General features: G+C 68.4%; 21 protein-coding genes and 1 pseudogene. 13 read left to right on the top strand and 9 right to left on the bottom strand.

Translation table 11 applies throughout. The annotated features are described in order from the left end of the window. The first annotated feature begins 112 nt into the window (after positions 1 to 112). Entirely contained in the window at positions 113 to 589 is a 477-nt protein-coding gene (locus tag OIE49_RS05860) for a hypothetical protein (RefSeq protein WP_326801384.1), read from the top strand. Continuing rightward, complete coding sequence (locus OIE49_RS05855) at positions 589 to 2397, top strand: CHAT domain-containing protein (protein WP_326801383.1); 1809 nt, start codon at positions 589 to 591, stop codon at positions 2395 to 2397. Before OIE49_RS05860 ends, OIE49_RS05855 begins: the two co-directional genes overlap by 1 nt. On the opposite strand, the gene OIE49_RS05850 is transcribed toward OIE49_RS05855, so the two are convergent. Continuing rightward, positions 2378 to 2623 (bottom strand): hypothetical protein, encoded by a 246-nt coding sequence (locus OIE49_RS05850; RefSeq protein WP_326801382.1) that lies wholly within the window; start codon positions 2621 to 2623, stop codon positions 2378 to 2380. The two genes, OIE49_RS05855 and OIE49_RS05850, sit on opposite strands and share 20 nt — an antisense overlap. Before the next feature lie 58 nt (positions 2624 to 2681). Continuing rightward, complete coding sequence (locus OIE49_RS05845) at positions 2682 to 3590, bottom strand: LysR family transcriptional regulator (protein ID WP_326801381.1); 909 nt, start codon at positions 3588 to 3590, stop codon at positions 2682 to 2684. Between the two features lie 70 nt (positions 3591 to 3660). Between OIE49_RS05845 and OIE49_RS05840 the strand changes: the two genes are divergently transcribed. The 3 genes and pseudogenes from OIE49_RS05840 to OIE49_RS05830 form a co-directional block, all read left to right on the top strand. After that, positions 3661 to 4599, top strand: coding sequence for an NAD-dependent epimerase/dehydratase family protein (locus tag OIE49_RS05840; protein ID WP_326801380.1), 939 nt, complete (start codon positions 3661 to 3663; stop codon positions 4597 to 4599). Between the two features lie 15 nt (positions 4600 to 4614). Continuing rightward, on the top strand, positions 4615 to 5544 hold the full coding sequence (locus tag OIE49_RS05835) for an aldo/keto reductase (protein WP_326801379.1): 930 nt from the start codon (positions 4615 to 4617) through the stop codon (positions 5542 to 5544). Then, positions 5481 to 5627: pseudogene (locus tag OIE49_RS05830) on the top strand (IS630 family transposase); the annotation flags it as partial. The gene OIE49_RS05835 and the pseudogene OIE49_RS05830, both read left to right, overlap by 64 nt. Before the next feature lie 207 nt (positions 5628 to 5834). Here the strand turns inward: OIE49_RS05830 and OIE49_RS05825 are convergent. Continuing rightward, positions 5835 to 6629 (bottom strand): alpha/beta fold hydrolase, encoded by a 795-nt coding sequence (locus OIE49_RS05825; RefSeq protein WP_326801378.1) that lies wholly within the window; start codon positions 6627 to 6629, stop codon positions 5835 to 5837. A gap of 228 nt (positions 6630 to 6857) precedes the next feature. Further along, on the bottom strand, positions 6858 to 7700 hold the full coding sequence (locus OIE49_RS05820) for an alpha/beta fold hydrolase (protein ID WP_326801377.1): 843 nt from the start codon (positions 7698 to 7700) through the stop codon (positions 6858 to 6860). 527 nt (positions 7701 to 8227) lie between these two features. Here OIE49_RS05820 and OIE49_RS05815 point away from each other — a divergent pair. From OIE49_RS05815 to fumC, 4 genes are all read left to right on the top strand, one after another. Beyond that, positions 8228 to 9091: an SDR family oxidoreductase gene (locus OIE49_RS05815; RefSeq protein WP_100567394.1), complete on the top strand. Its 864-nt coding sequence runs from the start codon at positions 8228 to 8230 to the stop codon at positions 9089 to 9091. A gap of 193 nt (positions 9092 to 9284) precedes the next feature. Then, positions 9285 to 10094 (top strand): transposase family protein, encoded by an 810-nt coding sequence (locus OIE49_RS05810; protein ID WP_326806152.1) that lies wholly within the window; start codon positions 9285 to 9287, stop codon positions 10092 to 10094. A 25-nt stretch (positions 10095 to 10119) separates the two neighbouring features. After that, positions 10120 to 11754: an NAD-dependent malic enzyme gene (locus tag OIE49_RS05805; RefSeq protein ID WP_326806151.1), complete on the top strand. Its 1635-nt coding sequence runs from the start codon at positions 10120 to 10122 to the stop codon at positions 11752 to 11754. Between the two features lie 29 nt (positions 11755 to 11783). Next, entirely contained in the window at positions 11784 to 13214 is a 1431-nt protein-coding gene (gene fumC, locus OIE49_RS05800) for a class II fumarate hydratase (protein ID WP_401787550.1), read from the top strand. Between the two features lie 134 nt (positions 13215 to 13348). Here the strand turns inward: fumC and OIE49_RS05795 are convergent, their stop codons facing one another. Continuing rightward, positions 13349 to 14785 (bottom strand): amidase, encoded by a 1437-nt coding sequence (locus OIE49_RS05795; RefSeq protein WP_326801375.1) that lies wholly within the window; start codon positions 14783 to 14785, stop codon positions 13349 to 13351. Between the two features lie 109 nt (positions 14786 to 14894). Here OIE49_RS05795 and OIE49_RS05790 point away from each other — a divergent pair, with 109 nt between their 5' ends. The 3 genes from OIE49_RS05790 (at position 14895) to OIE49_RS05780 (ending at position 18247) form a co-directional block, all read left to right on the top strand. Next, entirely contained in the window at positions 14895 to 15743 is an 849-nt protein-coding gene (locus OIE49_RS05790) for a helix-turn-helix domain-containing protein (protein WP_326801374.1), read from the top strand. A gap of 105 nt (positions 15744 to 15848) precedes the next feature. Continuing rightward, positions 15849 to 16607: a class I SAM-dependent methyltransferase gene (locus OIE49_RS05785; protein WP_326801373.1), complete on the top strand. Its 759-nt coding sequence runs from the start codon at positions 15849 to 15851 to the stop codon at positions 16605 to 16607. 218 nt (positions 16608 to 16825) lie between these two features. Further along, a complete protein-coding gene (locus OIE49_RS05780) occupies positions 16826 to 18247 on the top strand; it encodes a DEAD/DEAH box helicase (protein WP_442812213.1) in 1422 nt (473 codons plus the stop codon). A 32-nt stretch (positions 18248 to 18279) separates the two neighbouring features. Here the strand turns inward: OIE49_RS05780 and OIE49_RS05775 are convergent, their stop codons facing one another. From OIE49_RS05775 to OIE49_RS05760, 4 genes are all read right to left on the bottom strand, one after another. Then, positions 18280 to 19521: a L,D-transpeptidase gene (locus tag OIE49_RS05775; RefSeq protein WP_442812343.1), complete on the bottom strand. Its 1242-nt coding sequence runs from the start codon at positions 19519 to 19521 to the stop codon at positions 18280 to 18282. 405 nt (positions 19522 to 19926) lie between these two features. Continuing rightward, positions 19927 to 20856, bottom strand: a complete 930-nt coding sequence (locus OIE49_RS05770; protein ID WP_326801372.1) for an ADP-ribosylglycohydrolase family protein — start codon at positions 20854 to 20856, stop codon at positions 19927 to 19929. Positions 20857 to 21022: 166 nt separating this feature from the next. Continuing rightward, the gene (locus tag OIE49_RS05765; RefSeq protein WP_326801371.1) at positions 21023 to 21214 is read right to left on the bottom strand and encodes a hypothetical protein; all 192 of its coding nucleotides are present in this window, start codon (positions 21212 to 21214) and stop codon (positions 21023 to 21025) included. Beyond that, entirely contained in the window at positions 21211 to 22167 is a 957-nt protein-coding gene (locus OIE49_RS05760; protein ID WP_326801370.1) for a hypothetical protein, read from the bottom strand. Before OIE49_RS05760 ends, OIE49_RS05765 begins: the two co-directional genes overlap by 4 nt. 260 nt (positions 22168 to 22427) lie before the next feature. On the opposite strand from OIE49_RS05760, the gene OIE49_RS05755 reads away from it, so the two are divergent. Continuing rightward, positions 22428 to 22718 carry a hypothetical protein gene (locus OIE49_RS05755; protein ID WP_326801369.1) on the top strand — a complete coding sequence of 97 codons (291 nt, stop codon included), beginning with the start codon at positions 22428 to 22430 and terminating at the stop codon, positions 22716 to 22718. The last annotated feature ends 164 nt before the right edge of the window (positions 22719 to 22882 follow it).

The raw sequence follows: 22882 nt of genomic DNA, 5'->3' as shown, positions 1-22882 counted from the left end.
TCTCCAGAGCGAGACGGACAGGTCGTGACCCCCAGGGCGCACGGTCTGTGACGGATGAACACTTCTGCAGAAAAGACCCTTTGGCGGAATCCAGATCGCTAACCTCTCACATATGGACGACCACATGTATGTTCATGTTCCTTCAGATTTGTGGGAGTTGCTTGAAGATGCGGACTTCGACGAGATTGAGATCGGGACCCGCTCCGCAGGCCAGTGGTCGTCGGTGGCCCAAGCCGTGCTGTCCGTCGGAAACGAGGGACTGGCGGTCTCGGCGAACCTGGTAGGCGTCTATCTAGCTCGCGAGCAGATCGCCGAGTTCGCTCGGCGCGCCGCTGCCTGGTTCGGCTTTCGCATCCCTGGGGCCGGGACACAGTCCGGCAGCGTCGGCCCGGGCACGCCGCCCCTCGTGCTCACGATCACGACGGGACCGCCAGGCGACGAGGTCCGTATCGAGATCCGGTCGACGCCGGGCTCCGACGGCACTCCCGCCCTGGACACCGCCGCCCTCACCCATGCCCTCGTATCCGCAATCGACATGCCGCCCCAGACGGTCAGGACCCGGACCACCGACTCTCCCTCGGCGAACTGATGGGCCTCTTCACCGTCCACCGCACGGCGGAGTACGAGAAGGTCGCTCAAGCCATCAAGGAGCTGCAGCAACTGGGTATGCGGGAGGGTACCGAAGCAGCGGTCGACGGCTCCTGGAAGCTCATGCGCCGCTGCTTCTGCAAGATGGCCCAAGGCAGGGCGTGGTACGCCCCGATGACTCTCCACGCCTCCAGGGTCTCCTTCGGCATGCACGCTGACGTGGGCCAGTGGTTCTTCGCGGCCTGCAGCAGTCTGTCGTACAGCGCGGCGGTCGCCATGATGGAGGCGCAGTGCAGTAAACAAGGAGCGCCGTTCCCTGAAGAGTTCTTCGCCGACATGCAGATGATGGCTGAGATGTCGGTGGATGTGGCTCACCGGGCGGGAGTCCCTCTCGTGGGCTATCTCGTCGCGGAAGCTCTGACGGGCCTGCAGATGGGAGATCGCACCATCGCCCGCGAGACGTCCGATCTTCTCGGCGGTGACGACGCCGTGCAGCCCCTGCGCGCGCTCCGGCGCAGCGTGCGGGAGGCCCTCCGACAAGCCCGAAGCGCCCCCTCGAATGCCGCGGGCGTCGACACCGTCGCGGCGCTGCGGGTGATGGCCGACGAGATGCTCGTCCGTGACCTGGATGCAACCCTCGACAGATTCTCGAAGGGGCACATCCTCTCCGGCTCCAACACCGTGTCCGCCATCCTCGCGGCGAGCAAGACGTCCCGCACGGTCGTCTATGTGGCGCCGGGAACGACCTCCGGCGCGGCGATCCGGATGGACGCGCCGGAAAGCGGCCGCGACTTGTGCACGAGTGTGTCGCTGCCCGGCCTGCGGGTCGAGGCAGTCCGGAACCATCTGCAGAAAATGCACGCGGTTCTGTCGTCGGACGAGCCGCGGAAAAGAGTCCGCGACCGGGCGGTCCGCGATGCGCACGCCGCCGTGGGCGACGCCATCTGGAAGCCGCTGCTCGCTGCCTGGCCGGACCTGCTGGGAGCCCGCATCGCCTTGGTCCCCCTCGGCGAGAGTGCACGGCTCCCCCTCTACACCGCGCCGGTCGACGAAACCGGCACCCCTGTCTGCGGCCTCATGGATCTCACTGTGGCGCCCTCGGGAAATGCCCTGATGTTCGCGGGCGCATGGCCCCGGCCGTCCCGCATCGATCCCCTGGTCGTGGCTGATCCCTGGTTCGACGACGGCGCGGGCGCCGGTCCGATTCCCTTCACCGTGCCGGAAGCCCGGGAGGTGGCGGCCGTGCACGGGGTGAAGCCCGTGATTTTCCGGGAGGAGGCGAAAGCTGTCGCCACCGGCGACGACGGTGAGCGATTGCGCGGCCTCACCGGGCCTCGCGGTTCGGCAGCCCTTCCGGAAGCCGGAGCCTCATCGCGGGGCCTGTCGGAGTTGATGGCATCCGCCAATCTCATACACCTCGCCGGCCACGGCTTCCTCGATCCGCACCATCCGCTGGACTCCTCCGTACTCCTGGGTCGGCCTCTGCCCCTGTCCGCGCTCCTCGATCACGACCTGCGACGCGGGACGACGGTCGTACTCTCGGCCTGCCACCTGGCCGGCATCGGCACCCGATTGCCCGGCGAGCAACTCGGCTTTCCCGCGGCGATGCTCGCCATGGGGGCGAGTTCCGTGGTCGCCGCGCTGTGGTCCGTTCCTGATGCCGAGGAGGTCGTCAGGTTGATGGCAACGTTCCACAAGCTTGTGCGAGGGACCTCCCCGTCGGCCGCGCTTGGCCAAGCCGTGAGTCGAGCCGCCGCCGAGGGCACACGTCCCACGATGTGGGGCCCCTTCACCCACTTCGGCGCTTAAGGCCGTCCAGGTCATCGACCACGGCGATCGGGAACAGCAACGGGATGTGCTCGCCGGACGGCAGACTCAGCATCTGGTGCAGGCCGACATCTTCCAGTTTGTCGGGGTTCTGGATGCAGAGGCTGGAGTCGGCAACCACAAACCACTCCGGTCCGCCCCAGCGGGTCATCAGCGGCTCCAGCAGGTGATCGCCGCAGGTCGCGCGGTGCGAGGTGGGGCGTTTCACAGGCGAACACCTATGAAGCGGCGCCCCGTCGGCGTTTGGGCGGGGACCCCGTGGCGGATCAATGCCCGATGTGCTGCAGCGCCTGCTCGCGAAGGGCGTGGATGAACGTCGTGACGTGGGGCCGGTCGCCGCGGCTGATTGTGGCGACGCCGATGTGCCGGATCGGCCCCGGCGACTTGATTGGGACGGTGCATAGGCCAGGGATTTCCGGGGCGAGCGCAATAGAGGGGATCAGGGAGATTCCCATACCTGCAGCGACCAGTGAGCGGGCGAAGAAGTAGTCGGTCGTGGTCCCGCGTACTTCCGGATCGAAGCCCGCGCGCTCGGCGTAGCGGCGCAGGTAGGCCTCGGTCTTCAGGCAGCCGAGCACCCAGGGTTCGGCTGCCAGCTCGGCGAGGTCGAGGGCGTCGCGGTCGGCGAGTCGGTGCACTCGCGGCAGGACGACGTGCAGGGGGTCTTCCAGGAGCGGCGTCCACTCCAGTCTGGAGCTGGGGCCCGGTCCAACGGGTAGTGGGCCGTCGAAGTGGTAGGCCAGGGCGAGGTCTACGGCGCCCTGGCGGACGAGCGGCAAGGTGTCCTCGGGTTCGCCCTCCCTGATGTGGAGCACGGTGCGGGGATGGACTGCCGTGAGCCGGGTGAGAGCGGCGGGCAGCAGCAGTCTGCCGCCGCTGGTGAAGGTGGCGACGGAGAGTTGGGTGCGGCCGGTGCTGAGCCGAGCGACCTGTTGCTGTGCGTGTTCGAGCTCTGCGGCGACGGCTTCGGCGGCGCCGACCATGATGTGGCCGGCCTGTGTGAGGGTGACGCCGCGGGTGCTGCGGGCGACGACCTGGGTGCCGAGGCTGCGCTCCAGGGCAGCCACGTGCTGCGAGACGGCCGAGGGGGTGAGGCGGAGAGCCGCGGCCGCCTGGTTGAAGCTGCCGTGTTCCGCCACCACCCGCAGGACGCGGAGTCGCTGCACATCAATCAACAGTTTTCCTTAATGCATATCCAGTAGGTCGGTACTTCTGCTGATGACGATAGGTCTCCAGGATGGGGGCATGCAGAAGATCGGCGTCATCGGCGGAAGCCGGTACTTCGGAAAGCTCGTGGTGAAGCGCCTGCAGGCCGCCGGCCACCAGGTCACTGTGATCAATCGCGGCTCCACCTCGCCGCCCGGCGGCGTGGAGCACCTCGTTGTCGACCGAAACGATGAGGCCGCCCTGACGGCCGCGCTCGACTCCCGCACCTTCGACGTCGTGGTGGACCAGGTCTGCTACACCCCGGTGCAGGCCGCCATCGCCGCCCGCGCCTTCGCCGGCCGTACCCGGCGCTACGTCATGACCTCCACGATCGAGGTCTACGACCCCGCGAACGCCGCGCTGCCGACCGTGCCTCCCGGCACGCCGGTGCCGGAGGAGATCGTGGACCCGGCCGCCTGGCTGGTGGCCATGGACCTTCCCTGGCACGACGACGCGTACCTGGAGGCGCACTACGCCGAGGGCAAGCGCCAGGCGGAGGCCATCTTCGCTCGCGCCGGAAGCTTTGAGTTCGCCAGTGTGCGCAGCGCCCATGTGCTCGGCGGCGGCGCGCAGGAGTTCACCGGCAGGCTGGCGTACTACATCGGGCGCATCACCAAGGGCGAAGAGATCACTGTGCACGCGAAGACGCTGCCCACGGTCTTCATCCACTACGAGGAGCTGGCGGACCTGCTGCTGTGGGCGACCACCGCCGACTTCACCGGCCCGGTCAACGCCTGCTCCGACGGCCCGCTCGATGTACACGACCTCGCCGCGATCATCGCCACGCAGGTAGGACGGGAGGCCGTCTACCGGACCGTCCCGGCGGGCGAGGACGCTTCGCCGTTCTCCTTGGACCGCCACTACGCCATGAGCAACGCCCGCGCGAAGGAGCTGGGCTTCTCCTTCTCCCACACCACCGACTGGCTGCCCGGTGCCGTCGCCGAAGCCCTCGCCACCGAGCCGTCACCCACTGCCTAAGGACCTCAAGCCACCATGCAGTACCGCACCATCGCCCACACCGCCGTCAGCGCCGTCGGCCTCGGCGCCATGCCGCTGTCCATCGAGCACCGCCCGGACGAGACGCGGGCCATCGCCACCATCCACGCCGCCCTCGACGCCGGCGTCACGCTCATCGACACCGCCGACAGCTACCACTGGCACGCAGGCGAGGAGGGCCACAACGAACTGCTGATCGCCCGCGCCCTGGCCCGCTACGGCGGCGACACCTCCGGCATCCTGGTGGCCACCAAGGGCGGCCGCGGCCGCCCCGGCGACGGCAGCTGGACCGTCACCGCCACCCCCGACCACCTCAAGCAAGCCGCCGAAGCCTCCGCCAAGCGCCTTGGCGTCGACGCCATCGGCCTGTACCAACTGCACAAGCCGGACCCGGCCGTGCCCTGGGCGGAATCCGTCGGCGCGCTGCGCGAGCTGCTCGACGCCGGCACGATCCGCGCCGCGGGAATCTCCAACGTCACCACCGCCCAGATCCGCCAGGCACATCAGATCCTCGGCGACGGACTCGCCTCCGTACAAAACCAGTACTCGCCCGCCGTCCGCGACAGCGAGCCCGAGCTGCAGCTGAGCACCCGGATGGGGCTGGCCTTCCTGCCCTGGAGCCCACTCGGCGGCGTCTCGCGCAGCTCCCTCGACGGTCCCTCCGGCCCCACCTCCATCGGCACCGCCTTCCACCGCATCGCCGCCGAGCGCGGCGTGAGCCCACAGCAGATCGCCCTGGCCTGGCTGCTTGCCCGCTCCCCGGCAGTGATCCCGGTACCGGGAGCCAGCCGCCCGGCCTCCATCACAGACTCCGCCAGGGCCGTGGAGCTTACGCTGAGCGCGGAGGAGCTGCTGCAACTTGAGGCCGGACCCCGGTGGCGCGGGTCCGCGGTCGTTTCCGCAGACGAAGCTCCATCACCGCACTGACCTGCTACGAACCCGGCCACTGCTCAAGGCTGATCTACCGGCCGCGCAGAGACGACGGCCGACGCGACGGACGCAAGACTTACGTCGACCCCGACACCGGGCTCAGGACCGGAGTACCCGGCCGCGGCTGCAGCGCGAGTTCGCCCGCCGGGCCGAAAGCCGCGGACGAGCCGGACCGGCGATACGAGCGCCAGGAGGCCGTCATCGTGGAGCACGGGGAGAACCGGGCGAGCAGCTCGTCGGTGATGGGGAAGCCGTCGGCGGCGGGCTGCTCGGCGGCTGCGTCGATGTCAGGAGCCGCCCGCAGCCGCGGTGGCGCCCTGGAGGATCAGGTCTGCTACGGCGTCAGGGCGGGCGATGAGGGACACGTGGCAGGAGTCGATCTCCTGCGTGTGGGAGTGGGCCCGTTTGGCCTCGAAGCGCTCCTGCTGGGGGCTGACGGTCATGTCCTGCCGTCCCACCAGGGCCCAGGACGGAATCTCCTTCCAGGCCGCCACCTTGGCGGTCTCGGAGAACGCGGTCGTGGCCGCAGGGCGCTGGGTGACACCCAGCAGGTTCGCCTGGCTCTCCGGCAGGCAGTTGGCGAAGACCGAGTGGACCTTGTCCCGCTTGAGGTACAGGTCGGTGCCGCTGGCGCCGGCCTTTCGATACGGCACGGAGATCGTGGCGGTGCCCAGGGCGCTGGGGAAGCGGGCGGACAGCGACATGCCGCTCTCACCGACGTCGGGCATCAGCGCGTTGATGTAGATCAGGGATTTCACCTGGGGGTTTCCCGCTGCGGCCGTACTGATGACGGCACCGCCGTAGGAGTGACCGGCCAGGACGATCGGGCCTTTGATCGTCTTCAGGAAGGAGGCGATGTACGCGGAATCGCTGTACAGGCCGCGCAGCGGGTTGGCCGGAGCCATCACGGTGTAACCGCGGCGCTGCAGCCGCTCGATCACCCCGTTCCAGCTGGAGCTGTCCGCGAAGGCGCCGTGGATCAGGACGACGGTCGGCTTGTCGGCGTTCGCACCGCCGTTCGCTGCCATCGGGACTGTGGTCAGCGCGGACAGGGCGGTGACCGCGCACCCTGCCGTCGCCACGTGCAGCGCTCTGCTCCGGAGCAGTGAGCCGCGTATCGCGGGCACTCTCATGTTGACCTCGCTCTCGATAGGGGCCTACGGCACCTCAGCGTTCACGCGGTAGACCGAACGGGCCAGGCCATGGCATCCAAACGGGGGACTTCGGCGCGGTATTGGAGTGACGTCCCGTTGTTTCGGAGCCGTGGCTGCAACCGCAACCCGCGGCTGTGCGAGGTCGTGCCTGTGCGTCTACTGGTGGCCGGCGCCGCGGGCCGCGCTGAGGATGAGATCGGTGACAGCTTGGGGGTGGGAGATCAGGGACACGTGTGAGGAATCGATCTCCACCGTCTTGCGTGCGTGTGCGCGCTTGGCCTCGTACCGCTCGAGGCTGGGGTTGATGGCCCGGTCCTGTTTCCCGATGAGCACGTAGACGGGCTTGTCACGCCAGGCCGCTTCGGTGAGCTTGTCCGTGAAGGCCGACAGTGCGATCGGGCGCTGTGTCGAGGCCATGACGGACGCCTGCTGCTGGGAGAGGCCCTGGGCGAAGGTGGCGTGGAGTTGGGCGGGCTGGATGTACACGTCTGTGCCCGTGGTGCCGTCGCCGTTGCGGAACGGGACCTGCTTGAAGGCCTTGCTGATCGGGGCTGCCGGGAACTTGCCGGAGAGGCCGGCGAAGGACTCTCCCTTGTCCGGCATGATCGCGTTGACGTACACGAGTGCCTTGACGTTGTCGATGCCGGCGGCCGCCTGTGAGATCACTTCGCCGGCGTAGGAGTGTCCGACGAGGACGATTGGCCCCTTGACGGTCTTCAGGAGGCTGTTCAGGTAGGTCGAGTCCTGGGGTATGCCGCGCAGCGTGTTGGGTGGGGCGATGACCTGGTAGCCGTTCTGCTGCAGGCGCTGCGCCACTGCGTTCCAGCTGGACCCGTCGGCGAATGCTCCGTGTACCAGCACCACGGTTGGCTTCTGGCCCGTCGGGGCCCCGCCGAGATCGTGTGCGGAGCCGGTCGGCATCACGGTCAGGGCGGAGAGGACCGCGACGCCAAGGGCCAGTCTGCCCTTGCCCGATGTCAGGATTCCGGAGACGGTCATGTGCTTCCACTTCCTCGGCGTGCAAGGTGCGTGTGGCCTGTTCGGAGACTGAGAACGGTGAGGATCGTGCGGAAGGCGTCGGCCATCGCCGCGATTGCCGTGTGAGGTCGGCGACGCGAACCGGGAGGGGGCCTCCGACACGGAAGTCGCGATGGTCACCGTTCCGCCGTATGCCGCGGATCAACATCTTCGCGTGTCTCTGCTTGTCGCGCATCCGACGCCGTGCTGCGTGATTCGGAATCGGCAAGCGGCGCCCGCCTCGTGTATCGATTTTCCGGGCTGGAATGCGAGTCCGGCCAGGTCGTGGTCGGATCGCGGGTCGGCGGAGTGTGTGGCACCGTGGCATCGAGAGCGGAGCGCAGTCTCCAGGTGGCTCGACTTCAGCGGCCAGTCTGCTGCCGCGAAGGGAACTTATTTCCACAAAGGCGGCTTTCTGTGGCGTGCCTCGGCCGACTACCCGTGAAATGAATCTGGCGCTCCGGGTTCGATTTGATGGTTGGAAAGAAGGGATCGAAGGGAAGATCCACATGGCGAATCGTGAGCTGAAGAAGGTGCTCATCACCGGAGCAGGTACCGGCTTCGGTCATGAAGCCGCCATGCGCTTGGCCGAAAAGGGCTTCGACGTGATTGCCGCGGTTGAGATCTATGCCCAGGTACAGACGATGAAGCGGCAAGCGGCTGAGCGAGGGTTGAGCCTGCAGGTCGAGAAGCTTGATGTCACCAACGACGGCGATCGTCGCAAGGCTCTCAACTGGGGTGTGGAGATCCTGGTGAACAACGCAGGAGTCGGAGAAGGCGGCTCCACGGTCGACATTCCCGCATCGAACATCCGGCACCAGTTCGAGGTCAACGTCACCGGCCCGCTGCTCCTCACTCAGGGGATCGCCAAGCAGATGGTCGAGCGCGGCGCCGGAAGAATCGTCTGGGTCTCGTCTCGAGAGGGCCTGAACGTCAACCCGTTCACCGGCATCTACTCCGCTTCCAAGCACGCGGTCGAGGCGATCGCCGAAACCATGGCCTACGAGTTGCAGGAGCACAACGTCGAAGTCGCCACGGTCAACCCGGGACCGTTCCTGACCGGCTTCAACGACCGCATGTTCCAGACCTGGGAGAGCTGGGAGGACGACCCCTCGCAGCGGCTCTTCGACTACTCCAGGCTCGCCTTCCCCCGAGCGCAGTTCGATCCTGAAGCGGTCTATGCGACGTTGACCGCTGTCGCTGCCGGCGAGGTCGACCGTTTTCGTAATCTGGAGCCCGCGTCGATGATCGAAGAGACCAAGCACCTCCAGCAGGTCCCCTGGGAGCGCAAGGTCACGGATGGTCTCGGGACGCGGCATCAGGCCATTCAGCACTCCTACGAGATGCAGCCCGAGACTCTCGTCTCGACCTGATCCCCTTGAGGGAGCATCCATGCCTGTCAAACCTACTGACGTTTTCTCAGCGAAATGATCTACGCGAAGCGGCATGAACCACTCGATGCGTGAGCAGGCCGGACGAGTTGGGCCCGGCCGCGGACAGACGTAAAGCCCCTGGTAGGACAGGTCTCACCACAAGATCATGTCCGTAACCACCAGAGGCTTCACGTTGGTCACCTATGTTGCCACGCTCGATGTCCCGCGCCACGTCGTGGACCACCTCTCGCGTCTGCTCGCTGCCCACCGCCGCCGAATCGGCACCCCGCGCGGCAGCCGCGCGCTCGGCCCGTTCCGCCAAGCCGTGCTGGTGCTGCGCTGGTTCCGCGAACGCGGATGCGTCCACTGCCTGGCCCGCGACGCCGGCATCTCCCAGGCCACCGGCTACCGTTACCTGCACGAAGGCATCGACGTCCTCGCCGCCCAGGCCCCCGACCTGCACGAGGTCCTGGACCGCTGCCAACGCGAGGGCATGACCCACGTGATCCTCGACGGCACGCTGATCGCATCAGACCGCCTCGCCGGCGTCCGGGACAACGGCAACGACCTGTGGTTCAGCCAGAAGCACAAGGCGTTCGGCGGCAACGTGCAGTTCCTGGCCGCTCCGGACGGCACCCCACTGTGGGTCTCCGACGTCGAGCCCGGCTCCACCCCCGACGTCACCGCCGCCCGCATCCACGCCCTGCCCGCCCTCTACAAGGCGGCGGCCGACGGGCTGCCCACCCTGGCCGACAAGGGCTACATCGGCGCCGGCATCGGCATCCGCGTCCCGGTCCGCCGCCCGAAAGGCCAGTCAGAACGGGCTCTGCACACCGACACGCGAACCACCAACAGCCTGATCAGAGGCATGCGAGCTCTCGGCGAACGCGCCGCAGCCGAACTCAAGCAGCGCTGGCGCACCCTGCAACACATCACCATCAGCCCCAGCCGGATTGGCGACATCGCTCGCGCCGCCCTCACCCTCAACAGAATCTGGAAGTGATCACCGCTGAGAAAACGTCACTGTCCTGCAGGATCGTTACCGAAACCGCGGCACCGCTTACACACTGGAGGAGCGGGCCAGGCTCGGGATCACCGGGCGGCTGCCGGCGGCCGTCGAGACCCTCGATGACCAGGCCGACCGGGCCTACGGACAGCTCATGCAGAAATCGTCCGATCTGCAAAAGTACATCTACCTCAATGAGATTCACGACCGGAACCAGATTCTGTACTTCAAACTGCTGGCCGACCACCTCGACGAGCTGCTGCCTGTTGTGTACGACCCGACCGTGGGCGACGCGATCCAGCAATGGTCCGTGGACTACCGCGACTCACGCGCGGTGTACCTGTCGATCGACCGTCCCGAGGACGTGAAAGCCTCATTCGAGTCGCTCGCCCTTGGTGCGGACGACGTCGATCTGATCGTTGTCTCGGATGCTCAGGAGATTTTGGGAATCGGGGACTGGGGCGTCAACGGGACGGACATTTCCATCGGAAAGCTCGCTGTTTACACGGCCGCAGCCGGAATCGATCCGAACCGGGTCATCGCGGTGAACCTCGATGTCGGGACAGACAACGAGCAGTTGCTCAACAGCCCGCCCTACCTGGGCAATCGGCATGCGCGGGTGACGGGTGAGCGGTACGACGACTTCATCGCCCTCTATCTCCGGACCGTGTCCGAGTTGTTCCCGAACGCGCTGCTGCACTTCGAGGACTTCGGGCCGTCGAACGCCCGGCGGATCCTGGTGGAGAACGCGGACAAATACCGGATCTTCAATGACGACATGCAGGGCACCGGGGCGATCGTCATGGCGTCGGTGTTCTCTGCCCTGAAGGTCACCGGGAAGCGCTGGACCGAGCAGCGACTGGTGGTCTTCGGCGCGGGAACCGCCGGTACCGGCATGGCCGACCAGATCCACGCGGCGATGGTGCGTGACGGTGCCACACCCGCACAGGCCAAGAGCAACATCTGGCTCATCGACGTCCACGGCCTCGTGACCGACGACATGGCCGATCTGCCTGACTATCAGCAGGCGTACGCAAGGCCGAAGTCCGAGGTGAGCGCGTGGGCGGACGGTGAGATCGACCTGTTGACCACCATCAAGCATGTCAAGCCCACCATCCTCATCGGCACGTCGACCGTCCACAACGCCTTCACCGAGGACGTCGTGCGCGCGCTGGCCGGGGGAGTGGACCGCCCGATCCTCCTGCCGCTGTCCAATCCGACGAGTCGCATCGAGGTCATGCCTTCCGACGCGATGATCTGGTCGGAGGGCAGAGCGCTGATGGCGGTCGGCATTCCGGTCGGACCGGTGGAGTACAACGGCGTCTCATACGAGATCGGGCAGGCCAACAACGCGCTCCTCTACCCCGGACTCGGCCTCGGCACGATCGTTTCGGGTGCCCGGCACGTGACCGACGGCATGCTGCTCGCCGCTGCCGAAGCCGTGGCCGGCCAGGTCGATGTGTCCCGGCCGGGGGCCTCGCTCCTGCCGCCGGTCGCGAATCTGAGGGCGTCCTCGGCCACAGTCGCCGTCTCCGTCGCCCGCGCCGCGGCACGGGACGGTGTCGCGACGAAGACGCACGAAAACCTCGTTCAAGCGGTGCAGGACGCGATGTGGCAGCCGGTCTATCCCATGAGCGATGCGGAGCACGCGAAGTGAGCCGGGGCGGCGACCAGCCGGTCCCCGAGATGCGGGAAGTGCCGATCGGGATCCAGGCCGACGGACAGCGCGAAGAGTTCGACAGCATGGGCACGGTCGAGGTGCCGGCAGACCGCTACTGGGGAGCGCAGACACAACGGTCGCTGATCCACTTCTCCATCGGTGGCGACCGGATGCCCAAGGAGGTCTACCACGCCTACGGCTATGTGAAGAAGGCGGCAGCGCTTGTGAACGCCGCCGCCGACCGGTTGCCCGACTGGAAGAAACAGGCCATCGTGCGGGCCGCGGAGGAAGTCATCGAGGGGGAGCTCGACGAGCACTTTCCCCTCTTCGTCTGGCAGACGGGCTCGGGCACCCAGAGCAACATGAACGTCAACGAAGTCATCTCCAACCGTGCGTCGCAGTTGCTCGGTGGCACGCTCGGGAGCCAGAAGCCGGTGGGCCCGAACGACGACGTCAACATGGGGCAGTCCAGCAACGACAGCTTCCCGTCCGCGATGCACATCGCCGCGGTGCAGGAAATCGATGACCATCTCCTCCCTCAGGCTCGAGACCTTGCCGCGGTCCTCGAGGCGAAGGCCAGGGAGTGGAACACGGTCGTGAAGATCGGCCGCACGCACCTCGAAGACGCCGTGCCGCTGACCGTGGGACAGGAGTGGTCGGGCTACGGCGCCCAAGTGCGCGCCTGCATCGATGAGGTCGAGCACAGCCGCAAGGGGCTGCTCGAGCTGGCCCTGGGTGGTACCGCCGTCGGAACAGGCCTGAACGCGCCGAAGAACTTCAGTCGTGACGTCGCGGCGCGGATCGCCGAACTGACCGGCAAGCCGTTCGTCACCGCCGAGAACAAGTTCATGGCACAGGGGTCACTGGACCCCATGGTGCGGGCACACGGAGCACTGCGTGGGCTGGCCGTTGCCGTGATGAAGATCGCCAACGACATGCGATGGCTGGCATCGGGCCCCCGCACAGGCTTCGCCGAGCTACTGCTTCCCCAGAACGAACCGGGCTCCTCGATCATGCCCGGCAAAGTCAACCCGACCCAGTGCGAAGCCGTCGTCATGATCGCGATCCAGGTGCTCGGCAACGACTCCGCGGTGGCGTTCGCCGGAAGCCAGGGCAATTTCGAACTGAACGCGATGCGCCCGTTGATCATCAACAACTTCCTGCACTCCGCGCGCATCCTTGCCGACGGGATGGAGAAGTTCCGGATGTTCTCCGTCGATGGCACCGAGCTGAACCGAGCGAAAATCGCGCAATACGTGAACGAGAGCCTCATGCTGGTCACTGCGCTGAGCCCCGTCATCGGCTACCAGAACGCTGCGCACATCGCCGAGTCCGCGCTCGCCAACAACCAGGCCCTGAAAGAGGCCGCCCTGGCAAGCGGCCACGTCGACGAAAAAACGTTCGACGCCGTTGTCGATCCACTCTCCATGGTCGGTGACGGCGTATCAGGTGCCTGACCTGCGACCGCGGACACAGTACAGCCGCAGGCCCGGCTCGTGCCGGCGATGGGACAGAGCTGCTCGCGCAGGACCACCTCAAGACCTGCCGCCCGCCCTGCCGCACGGCAAGGGGCGGCTGCGGTCTCATCCGGTCAGCTGAGGGGCGGGTGGCGATCGTTCCACAGGAGTGCCTGTTCGAGCAGATGGCCCACCTGGAGCAGGAGGTCCTCGCGCCATGGTGCGGCGACGATCTGGACGCCGACGGGGAGTCCGGTGGCGAGGTCGTGGTGGACGGGCAGGGAGATCGCCGGTTGGCCGGTCACGTTGAACAGCGAGGTGAACACTCCCATCGGGTAGCTGTTCCGCAGGGCCGCCGGCGGATCGTCTTCCGTGCCCGCCCGCCAGGCGCCGATCGGTGGCGGGAGGCACGCCATCGTGGGCGTGATCAGGAGGTCGAAGCCGGCGATGAAGCCTTCGACGACGCGCCGCGACAACTGCTGAGTCTTCGTCACCGCTTCCGCGTAGGCCCAGGAGTCGGTCGATCGTGCCGCGTCACGCAGGGCGCGGTTGTGGGGCTCGATACGGTGCGGATCCGGGAGCGGGATCCCCGCGCCGCCGACGTTCCACAGCGTCGTGAACGCCCCGACGAACTCGTCCGTCGAGGGCAGCGGAAGGCGGGCGTCGACGATGTGGTGGCCGGCCGATTCGAGTGTGCGCAGCGTGAGGTCCACGGCCGCCGTGCAGGCCGGGTCCACGTCGATGCCCGCGACGGGGGAGTCGGTGAGCACCCCGATGCGCAGTCCGGCCCGCGCGTCCGCCGTCGTCGCGGCGGCGAAGGACTCGCGCGGGGTGGGGGGCGACCACCATGCGGCCGGATCGTGGCGCACGAGCACGTCGAGGGCGGCCGCGGTGTCCGCGACCGAGCGGGTGATCACGCCGCTGGTGGCAAGGCCCTCCCCGGCGACGGTCGCACGGGCGACCAGACCGCGGGTGGGTTTCAGGCCGACGAGGCCGTTGCACGAGGCCGGGATGCGTATCGAACCGCCGCCGTCCTCGGCGTGCGCGATGGGCGCCATCCCGGCAGCGACGGCGGCGCCCGCACCGCTGGACGAGCCGCCCGGCGTGCGGTCCGGGTCCCACGGGTTGCGCGAGATGCCCAGGGCCTCACTCTCGGTGAAGGGCAGCGCCCCGAACTCGGAGGTGGTGGTCTTGCCGAGCAGCACGAACCCCGCGTCCACGAACCGCCGCACGACCGGGTCCGACGCCGCGGCCGGGGTCCGGTCGGCACCGGCGGAGCCGTACGTGGTGGGCCAACCTGCCACATCGAGGAGGTCCTTGACCGGCAGTGGGACGCCGTGGAACGGCGGGAGATCGTCGGGCGAGGCGGCCCGTGCCACCACGTCCGCCGCATCGGCCGCGGCTTTGCGGACATCGTCGTCGGCCCGGTGGCAGAAGGCGTTCAGCCGGGGGTCGAGCTCGTCCATCCGGCGCAGGTAGCAGTCGGCCACCTCGACCGGACTCACCTCCTTGCGGCGGATGGCCGCGGCGAGTTCGACGGCCGTGGTGAAGGGGTCGATCGGAGAGGTCATCTCCAGCGGTCCTTTCGGGTCCGGGGCACTGGCCTGGATCGGCAGTGTCGTCGCGGCCACGGGCAGGGTCTTGGACGAATGTCGCGAAGCCCGTGCGTACTCTGGCCCTATGCGGTCCGCTGAGTCGGCTCCCGGCGCTGCGGCGGTGTGGGACATCGCCACCCCGTCGCGGCCCGTTCTGCTGCCAGGAGTCAGCATGGCCGGCTTCCGCGCCCGTACCGCAGACCCCGTCGATCTGAGCGTGGTGCCCTACCCGGCCGTCACGGTGGCGGTCGACCTGGGCGGCGGTCCGCTCGCCGTCGAAGACGGCGGCGGGCGGCACGAGGGGAGCGTCGTCGTCGGGCTCGCTCCCAGCGGCGTGCACGGCCGCGGCCGCGGGATCGAGTGCATGCAACTGCGGCTGTCGCCGCTGGTGGCCCATGCCGCACTGGGCGGTTCCGCGGAGTTGGACGGCACGGTCGTCCCGCTGCGCGACCTGTGGGGTCGTGAGGCCGAGCGCACCCAGGAGCGGTTGCGTCTCGCGGGGTCGTGGCCGGAGCGGTTCGCGATCGCCGAGGCCACGCTGGCCCGACGGGTCGAGGCGGGGCCACGGGTCGACCCGGAGGTCGCGTTCGCCTGGGGGCAGCTCGTCGCGTACCGAGGAGCGGTTCGGGTCGAGCGGCTGGCAGCCGAGGCCGGATGGAGCCGTAAGCGGTTGTGGTCCCGATTCCGGTCCCAGATCGGCCTCAACCCGAAGCGCGCCGCGCAACTCGTCCGTTTCGACGATGCCGCCCACCGTCTCGCCACGGGGTGCAGCGCCGCGCAGGTGGCCGCGGAGGCCGGCTACGCAGACCAGTCGCACCTCCATCGGGATGTCAGGGCCTTCGCCGGGGTGACGCCCACGGCCGTCGCCGCTGCGCCCTGGCTCGCCGTCGACGGAACGGCGTGGGCCGCCCCCGCGCACCTCACCAAGGCGTGACGCGGCACCAGTATCCAGGGAGTTGCGGCACCGGACGCCGTCGACGACCGCGAAGGGGAACATTTCTTCAAGACATGGGACGCCCGTGCCAGTGACATTGCGGCCATGAAAACCACGGCGAGCAGCATGTTCAGGAACGCGAACGACGACAGACTGGTCCGGCCTCCGCGGCCCCGGTACGGCGTGGACGCCCCGTCCTTCCCCGCGTTGCTCGGCGCTGCGGGGACGGCCTGCTGCCTGGCCTCCGGGCGGTGGCGGCGAGGACGGTCCGGCACGGCGACCGCGGGTGCGGTGCTGCTCGTCGGCACCGGCGTCTATCTGCACACCACGCTGCGCGGCAAGGTGGGCATCTGGGAGCGCGAATTGGACGGCGCCGGCCTGAAGGGCAACGAGCTCCTGCTGGACCTCGGCTGCGGTCGTGGCACGGTGCTGATCGCGGCGGCCGGGCGGCTGCCTGACGGACGCGCCGTCGGCGTGGATCTTTGGTCCGGAACGGACCAGAGCGGCAACCGTCCCGAGACCACCCTCGCGAACGCCGCCGCGGCCGGAGTGGCGGACCGGGTGGACGTGCACACGGCCGACATGACCGCGCTTCCCTTCGCGGACGACTCCTTCGACGTGGTGACCAGCGCGCTGGCGATCCACAACATTTCGTCGTCCGAAGGCCAGCGCCGCGCGCTGGACGAGGCCATGCGGGTGCTGCGCCCGGGCGGGCAACTACTCATTGCCGACTTCTGGTTCGCGGCCCGGAAGTACGCCGCACACCTCGGCCGGGGCAGCACTCTGCGCCCACTGGGGCCGGGCTACTGGTACGGAGGACCCTGGCTCGCCGTCACGCTGCTGCGCGCTGTGAAGGAGCGCTGAAGCGTCTCGCAGACGGCCGTCACTCCGTCCGCACAGGCAGGTCCGGCTGTCGTTCCTCGGCTGGGCGGCGCGACCACGGGAGACGCGGGCGGCGTTCGACGTGCTAACGTTGCGCGTTTGCAGTGTCGCTGTGCCGGTGCTCCGTTCGGTGTCTCCGGCTGGTGGCCGCGTCCCTGCCGCGCCTTCCTCGGTACGGTCCCTTCGGAGGAAGGCTCTCTGTGAGCGAATCAGCACGTGCCGATGTCCGGCAGCAGGACGATGTGTCCGAGGCGGAGGGCGCCACTTCGGGAGTGCCCACGGCGGCGTCCTTCGCGCAGCTGGGGTTGCCGGCCGAGATTCTGCGGGCGCTCGATGAGCACGGTGTGACTGTGCCCTTCCCCATCCAGGCGGCGGCGCTGCCGAACGCGCTCGCGGGACGGGACGTCCTGGGCCGGGGCCGCACAGGGTCCGGCAAGACGCTCGCCTTCGGCCTGGGCATGCTCGCCCGGACGGCCGGGCAGCGCGCGCAGCCGAAAGAGCCGCTGGCGCTCGTACTGGTGCCCACCAGGGAGCTGGCGCAGCAGGTCGGTGAGGAGCTCACCCCGTACGCCGAGGCGCTGCGGCTGCGGCTCGCGACCGTGGTGGGCGGAGTGTCCATCGGACGGCAGGCGGCCGAGCTGCGGGACGGCGCCGAGGTCGTCGTCGCCACGCCCGGTCGGCTGCACGACCTCATCGAGCGCAAGGGCTGCCGACTGGGACGGGTGCGTATCGCGGTCCTGGACGAGGCCGACCAGATGTGTGACATGGGGTTCCTGCCGCAGGTCACCGAGATCCTGGACCAGGTGCGTCCCGACGGGCAGCGGATGTTGTTCTCCGCCACCCTCGACCGCGACGTCGACCAGTTGGTGCAGCGCTACCTGCGGGACCCCGCCGTCCACTCCGTGGACCCTTCGTCCAGCGCGGTCTCCGCGATCGAGCACCACGTCTTCATCGTGCACGGCCCGGACCGGTACGCCGTGACCACGGAGATCGCCGCCCGGGACGGCCGCGTCCTGCTGTTCCTGGACACCAAGCACGGCGTCGACCAGATCACGAGGCATCTGCGGGCCAACGGCGTGGCCGCCGCCGCCCTGCACAGCGGGAAGTCCCAGCCGCAGCGCACCCGGACCCTGGCCCAGTTCAAGAACGGGCAGGTCACCGCGCTGGTGGCGACGAACGTCGCCGCACGCGGCCTGCACGTCGACGAACTCGACCTCGTGGTCAACGTCGACCCGGCCACCGACCCGAAGGACTATCTGCACCGCGCGGGCCGCACGGCCCGGGCCGGCCGCTCCGGCACCGTCGTGACACTCGTCCTGTCAGGACAGCGCCGCGAGACGAACCAGGTCATGGTGGACGCCGACGTCGCGCCCAAGGTCACCAAAGTGCGGTCCGGCGAGGCGGAGCTGAGCCGGATCACCGGCGCCAAGGCCCCCTCCGGAAAGCCTCTCGACGGCGGGCCGGCCGTACCGGGCACCAAGAACCAGAACGCCCCGTTCCGCGGCCTGGGCAGCACCAAGGACGCGAAGGGCGGTTCCGGCGGCAGGCCGTCCCGCAAGAGCAGCGAGGCCCGCAAGCTCGCGGAGGCCCGGAAGGCGGCCCGGGTGCGGCGCGGCGGCTGAGACCGAGAGGTCGAGGTGTGGTCGAGGTGGCGTCAGTTGGTCGTGCTGCCCGCGACCCACTGGCTCCACGGCATGTTCCAGTCGCTGAGACCGTTGTCCGGGGCCAGCACGCTCGTGTCATCGGAGTGCTTGACGATCACGACGTCACCGATCATCGAGTTGTCGAAGAACCACGCGGCGGGCTGCTCGCCGTCGTTGCCGCCCTTGACGTCCTTCAGGCCCACGCAGCCGTGACTGGTGTTGACCTTGCCGAAGATCGAGTCGGCACCCCAGTAGTTGCCGTGGATGAACGTGCCCGAGGCCGACAGGCGCATGGCGTGCGGTACGTCCGCGATGTCGTACGCCGGCTTGCCGTCCTTCTTCGTGAGGCCGACGGTCGCACCGTTCATGCGGATCTGCTTGAACTTCTCTGAGATGACCATCTGACCGTTGTACGTCGGGTGATCGGGGCTGCCGGACGAGATCGGGATGGTCCTGATCGTCTTGCCGTCCCGTACGACGGTCATCTGCTTCGTCCTGGCGTCCACGGTGCTGATCTGGCTCCGGCCGATCTTGAATGTGATCGTCTTCTGGACGCCGTGGTGGTTGAGCTTGACGGTGACGGTGGAGCCGGGCTTCCAGTAGTTCCTGGGGCGGAAGTCCAGACGGTCGTTGTTGAACCAGTGACCGACGACTTGCTGGCCGCTGCTGGAGCTGACCTGGATCTTCGACTGTACGGCGGCCTTGTTGCTGATCGCCTTGTCGAAGTTGACTGTCACCGGCATGCCCACGCCGACGGTCGAGCCGTCCTCGGGGGAGAGATGCCCGATGAAGCCGTTGGCCGGGGAGACCGTGGTGATGGTGGCGTTTCCGGTGGTGGAGCGCCCCTTGGCGTCCTCGGCATCTGCGGCGACCTGATACTTGGTGGCCCGCTCCAGCCTGCCGTTCGGCGTCCAGGACGTGCCGTCCGCGGACAGGGTGCCCGGAATCTCGGCGCCGGTCGCGACGGAGGTCATGGTGACCTTGGTGAGCTTGCCATCGCTGACGGTGACCTTGACGGGGTCGCTGATCCCGACACGGTGGGCACCTTGTGCGGGCGTGATCTTCACTCGGGCTTCGGAAGTATCCTGGGCGACCGCCTGACCCTCCCGCGTCTGCGATTTCGGGTGATCCCCGGCGGCGTTGCCGCTGGTGGCAGCGTTACTGGTACCGCCGAGGGCCGTTAGTGCGAGCACGCCGCCGAGTACGCCGGCCGTGGCGACCTGTCCGGTGCGTCGTTTACGTGCGGTGATCAAGCGCTTCTCCCATGTCACTGTTCTTTGAATCCCTGGAGCTGGTTGTCCGAGGAGTGCAACTAGCTTTACAACTACATATGCGCATTCATCCGTCCCGAAATGGGCAAATTGTGGCGAAGGCCACGCGTCGTCGAGCGCGCCGCCGAGGCCCTGCTCGACGTTGAGCACGACGGGTCCTGGTACGAGGGCTGGGGCGAGCGGCCACCCAACGGGGCGACGGCACTGGACACGGCGCGCCATCCCCCCGTCTCCGGCCGGTGGGGCACGGGGGTCGCCGTCGCGACGGGTGGCTGCTGAGTGTTCATGGAACGTGACTTCGAGCCCGAGGTGCCTGGGGTTCGTCGGGGACGAGGTGGCCGCAGGAGGGGCAGGGGTGGCTGTCGGCCACCGTGGCGGTGCGGTGTTTCAGGACTGGCGTCCCTGTAGCCAATCGGGCAGGGTCTCTGTGCGGTGGCGCCAGGGGGCGGGGATGCCTTCGGTGCCGACGCGGGAGGCGACGATGCCGCCGACGATCGCGCAGGTGGTGTCGACGTCTCCACCGGCCGAGGCAGTGGCCCACAGGGCAGTCGCGTAATCGGTCAGGTTCCGGGCGGCGCACCAGAGGGTGAAGGGGACCGTGTCGACGGCGCTGACCTGGCGTCCGTTGCCGAGAAGATGGGCAGCGAGTTCGACGTGAGGCTGGTCCAGGAGCGTACGGGCCTCGACGATGCCGTCGCGTACCCGGCTGGGAGGGACGACGTCCAAAACGGTGGCGAGCAGGTCCGTGCCGGTCACGGGTTCGGCGCGGCGGTACGCGGCGCGGCTGGCGGCGACGGCGACCGCGACGGCCCCGGCGACGGCCTCGGGGTGGGTGTGGGTCACCTCGGCGGACATGGCGGCCTGCCGGGCCGCGCGTTCCGGGTCGCCTGGGTAGCGGGCGCCGAGAGGGGCGACGCGCATCGCTGCCCCGTTGCCCCAGGAGCCCTGCCCGTCGAACAGTCCGGCCGCGAGTTCGCGCCAGTTGCCGCCCTGGCGGACCAGGCGCAACAGGCGGTTCATCGCGGGACCGTAGCCGCGGTCGAAGTCGTGCCGTTCGGCGAAGGAACGGGCGAGTTCATCTTGGTTCACCTCGCCTCGTCGCATGACGAGTCGGTGGATGGAGCAGGCCATCTCCGTGTCGTCGGTCCACGGCCAGGGCGCTTCAGGCAGTTGCTGGTCACGCAGAGCGGGGAGGTGGTCGGGGACGAAGAACTGGGCTCCGAAGGCGTCGCCGACGGCCAGGCCGTTCAAGGCGTCGCGGGCAGTGGCGATGGGATCGGTCGGAGGACTGTTGAAGGAGTACGAGTGGGAGGCCATTGCCGGGCATCCTGCCAATCCCAGTCCATGCCGGCCACTGGTTTCTATCGCGTGGCGGAACCGCACTGGCGGGCACGCCCGTCGCGTCGGGGACGGTGGAAGCTGCGGAGGGACCGCGTCGAGGCACGCACGTCGCCTTCGCGCCTGCTGGGCGACCCCCGGCTGATCAGGTCGTGACTGATGGCTGCCGGTCCAGGAGGTGGTGCATAACGTGCTCCGGGACGGCCGGGTTGGCGGCTGCGGACATGGCGGTGGTGGCGTCGTGGAGCAGGTTGGTCAGCACGCGCGTGGTCAGGCGCGGGTCGCGCGCTGCCGCTTCTCTGATGGCCCAGTCGGGGTCGTCGAGGAGACGGATCACCGAGGCCGGCGTGAGGCGCGGATCGCGACGGGCCCGCCGGCGCACACCGCGGTCGGGGTCACGGCTGAACCTGTCGACCAGGTCCGCTCAGCCATCAGCGACGTGTGGGTGTCCGGTTCGAGGCACGGCCAGGCTCGCCGGCAGGCGGCGCGGCGCATGGCGGGTTCCGGATCAGCCGCGAGCGTCACCAGGTGCCGGGCGGGCAGGTCGCGATGGAGTGCGACCTCGGCTCTCACCTTCGCGCTGGAATCGGCGACGAGTTGCGCGAACGTGGCCTCGGTCAGGGGCGACCTTCCGTCCACCGCACAGGTGGCGAAGATCCATCGCAACCCGGGTTCAGGTTCAACGAAGAGCCGTTCGCGCTGCTCGGCCGTGAGTGTCCAGCGCTCTGCCGGCTGCTTGCGGACGCGTGGCTCGGGATGGGAGATCCACGCCTCGACGACTTCGTCAGGCAGTTCACGGGTGATCAGCCAGCCGGCGCCGCGTAGCCGTTCGCCCTCTGCGACGTCGAGCAGTCGCAGCAGTACCGAGGCGGGTGCGGCCGGGTTGCCGGCCAGCCCGTCTCGCCACGCCGACCGGAGGCGCTGTGGCGCGGTCTTCCAACGCAGTACGGCATGCCACCCGGACTCGCGCTCCTGCGGGGTCTCCTGGGCGCGGTCCTGGGCCCAGGACTCGACCCACGCGTGGAAGCGGTCGACGGCGATCAGCCAGACCTCGTACTCCTCACTGGTCGCGCCCAGCACGCTCTCGCCGTTCAGCGACATGGCGACGAACTCAGGCCGCCCCCGGCGCCGGCCGAGCACCCTGGCCAGGTCCCACTGCTCGGCAAGGCGTACTCGCGTCCAGTGACCGCACCAGTGGGACCGGCAGCCGTGCTCGGCGACGTTGATCAGGAACTCATCGTTGTCGTCGATCACGCCGTGTTCGACGGCCAGGCGATGCCACTGACCCACGCGAGCGGCGTACTGGCGAAACGCCTGATCGCGCCCTGCCCACACCGGCCTGAACAGGGACCCAAACCACCCCACCAGCACGCTTTGAAGCCTCATCGACAGGCATCCGCCGTCAGCGTGACAATGCCCCGACACCGCACCTCTGCTGAGGGACGGCTTCACGGAGCGCCTGTGCTGAGTCAGCGCGCCGTGAACGCCCCGCTGACGCAGGTGAGTTGCCGATTTCATGGACGTGCCCCCGACTGTTTATGATCTTGGTCATGACTGTGCAGAACCTTGACAAAAACCCTTCCCGTAAGCAGAGACTTCAGGAGAGGCAGCGCCGTCAGCTGGCGGTGGTCGACACCGTGGACAAGGCCGAGGCCAAGGTCCGCAAAGCAGAGGTCGAACTGGCCGTGGCGGTTACTGAGGCAGTGCAGGTCTTCGGCGACGAAGAGTCCGCGTCCGAGGGACTCGACATGCCGGTCGAAGCCATCCGGCGCTTCCTTGGCATGGGACGGGACGAAGCGGCCAGGGGCGACAACGTCGCCGAGGTCGATAACGCTTCCTGAGCCCGGCGTTCGTGGCGAGCCTGCCATGGTGCGAGATCGGTGTCGACGAGTCGGTGTACGGCTGGTGCCGCTTCACCCACTTCGACGCCGTTGCCCGGGAAATCCCCATCTCTTCGGCTACATGCGCGATCGGACGAGTACGATCTCGTTGAACCGGTGGATCT

This window comes from Streptomyces sp. NBC_01788 (assembly GCF_035917575.1).
Classification (GTDB): domain Bacteria; phylum Actinomycetota; class Actinomycetes; order Streptomycetales; family Streptomycetaceae; genus Streptomyces.
This window is presented reverse-complemented; position numbering and strand designations above follow the sequence as displayed.

Excerpts from the sequence above, each read along its gene's own strand:
- OIE49_RS05795 (WP_326801375.1), bottom strand. The coding sequence starts at position 14,785 with ATGACCTCTCCGATCGACCCCTTCACCACGGCCGTCGAACTCGCCGCG.
- OIE49_RS05820 (WP_326801377.1), bottom strand. The coding sequence starts at position 7,700 with ATGACCGTCTCCGGAATCCTGACATCGGGCAAGGGCAGACTGGCCCTT.
- fumC (WP_401787550.1), top strand. The coding sequence starts at position 11,784 with ATGCGGGAAGTGCCGATCGGGATCCAGGCCGACGGACAGCGCGAAGAG.
- OIE49_RS05840 (WP_326801380.1), top strand. The coding sequence starts at position 3,661 with ATGCAGAAGATCGGCGTCATCGGCGGAAGCCGGTACTTCGGAAAGCTC.
- OIE49_RS05860 (WP_326801384.1), top strand. The coding sequence starts at position 113 with ATGGACGACCACATGTATGTTCATGTTCCTTCAGATTTGTGGGAGTTG.
- OIE49_RS05755 (WP_326801369.1), top strand. The coding sequence starts at position 22,428 with ATGACTGTGCAGAACCTTGACAAAAACCCTTCCCGTAAGCAGAGACTT.
- OIE49_RS05835 (WP_326801379.1), top strand. The coding sequence starts at position 4,615 with ATGCAGTACCGCACCATCGCCCACACCGCCGTCAGCGCCGTCGGCCTC.
- OIE49_RS05770 (WP_326801372.1), bottom strand. The coding sequence starts at position 20,856 with ATGGCCTCCCACTCGTACTCCTTCAACAGTCCTCCGACCGATCCCATC.
- OIE49_RS05790 (WP_326801374.1), top strand. The coding sequence starts at position 14,895 with ATGCGGTCCGCTGAGTCGGCTCCCGGCGCTGCGGCGGTGTGGGACATC.
- OIE49_RS05855 (WP_326801383.1), top strand. The coding sequence starts at position 589 with ATGGGCCTCTTCACCGTCCACCGCACGGCGGAGTACGAGAAGGTCGCT.
- OIE49_RS05815 (WP_100567394.1), top strand. The coding sequence starts at position 8,228 with ATGGCGAATCGTGAGCTGAAGAAGGTGCTCATCACCGGAGCAGGTACC.
- OIE49_RS05785 (WP_326801373.1), top strand. The coding sequence starts at position 15,849 with ATGAAAACCACGGCGAGCAGCATGTTCAGGAACGCGAACGACGACAGA.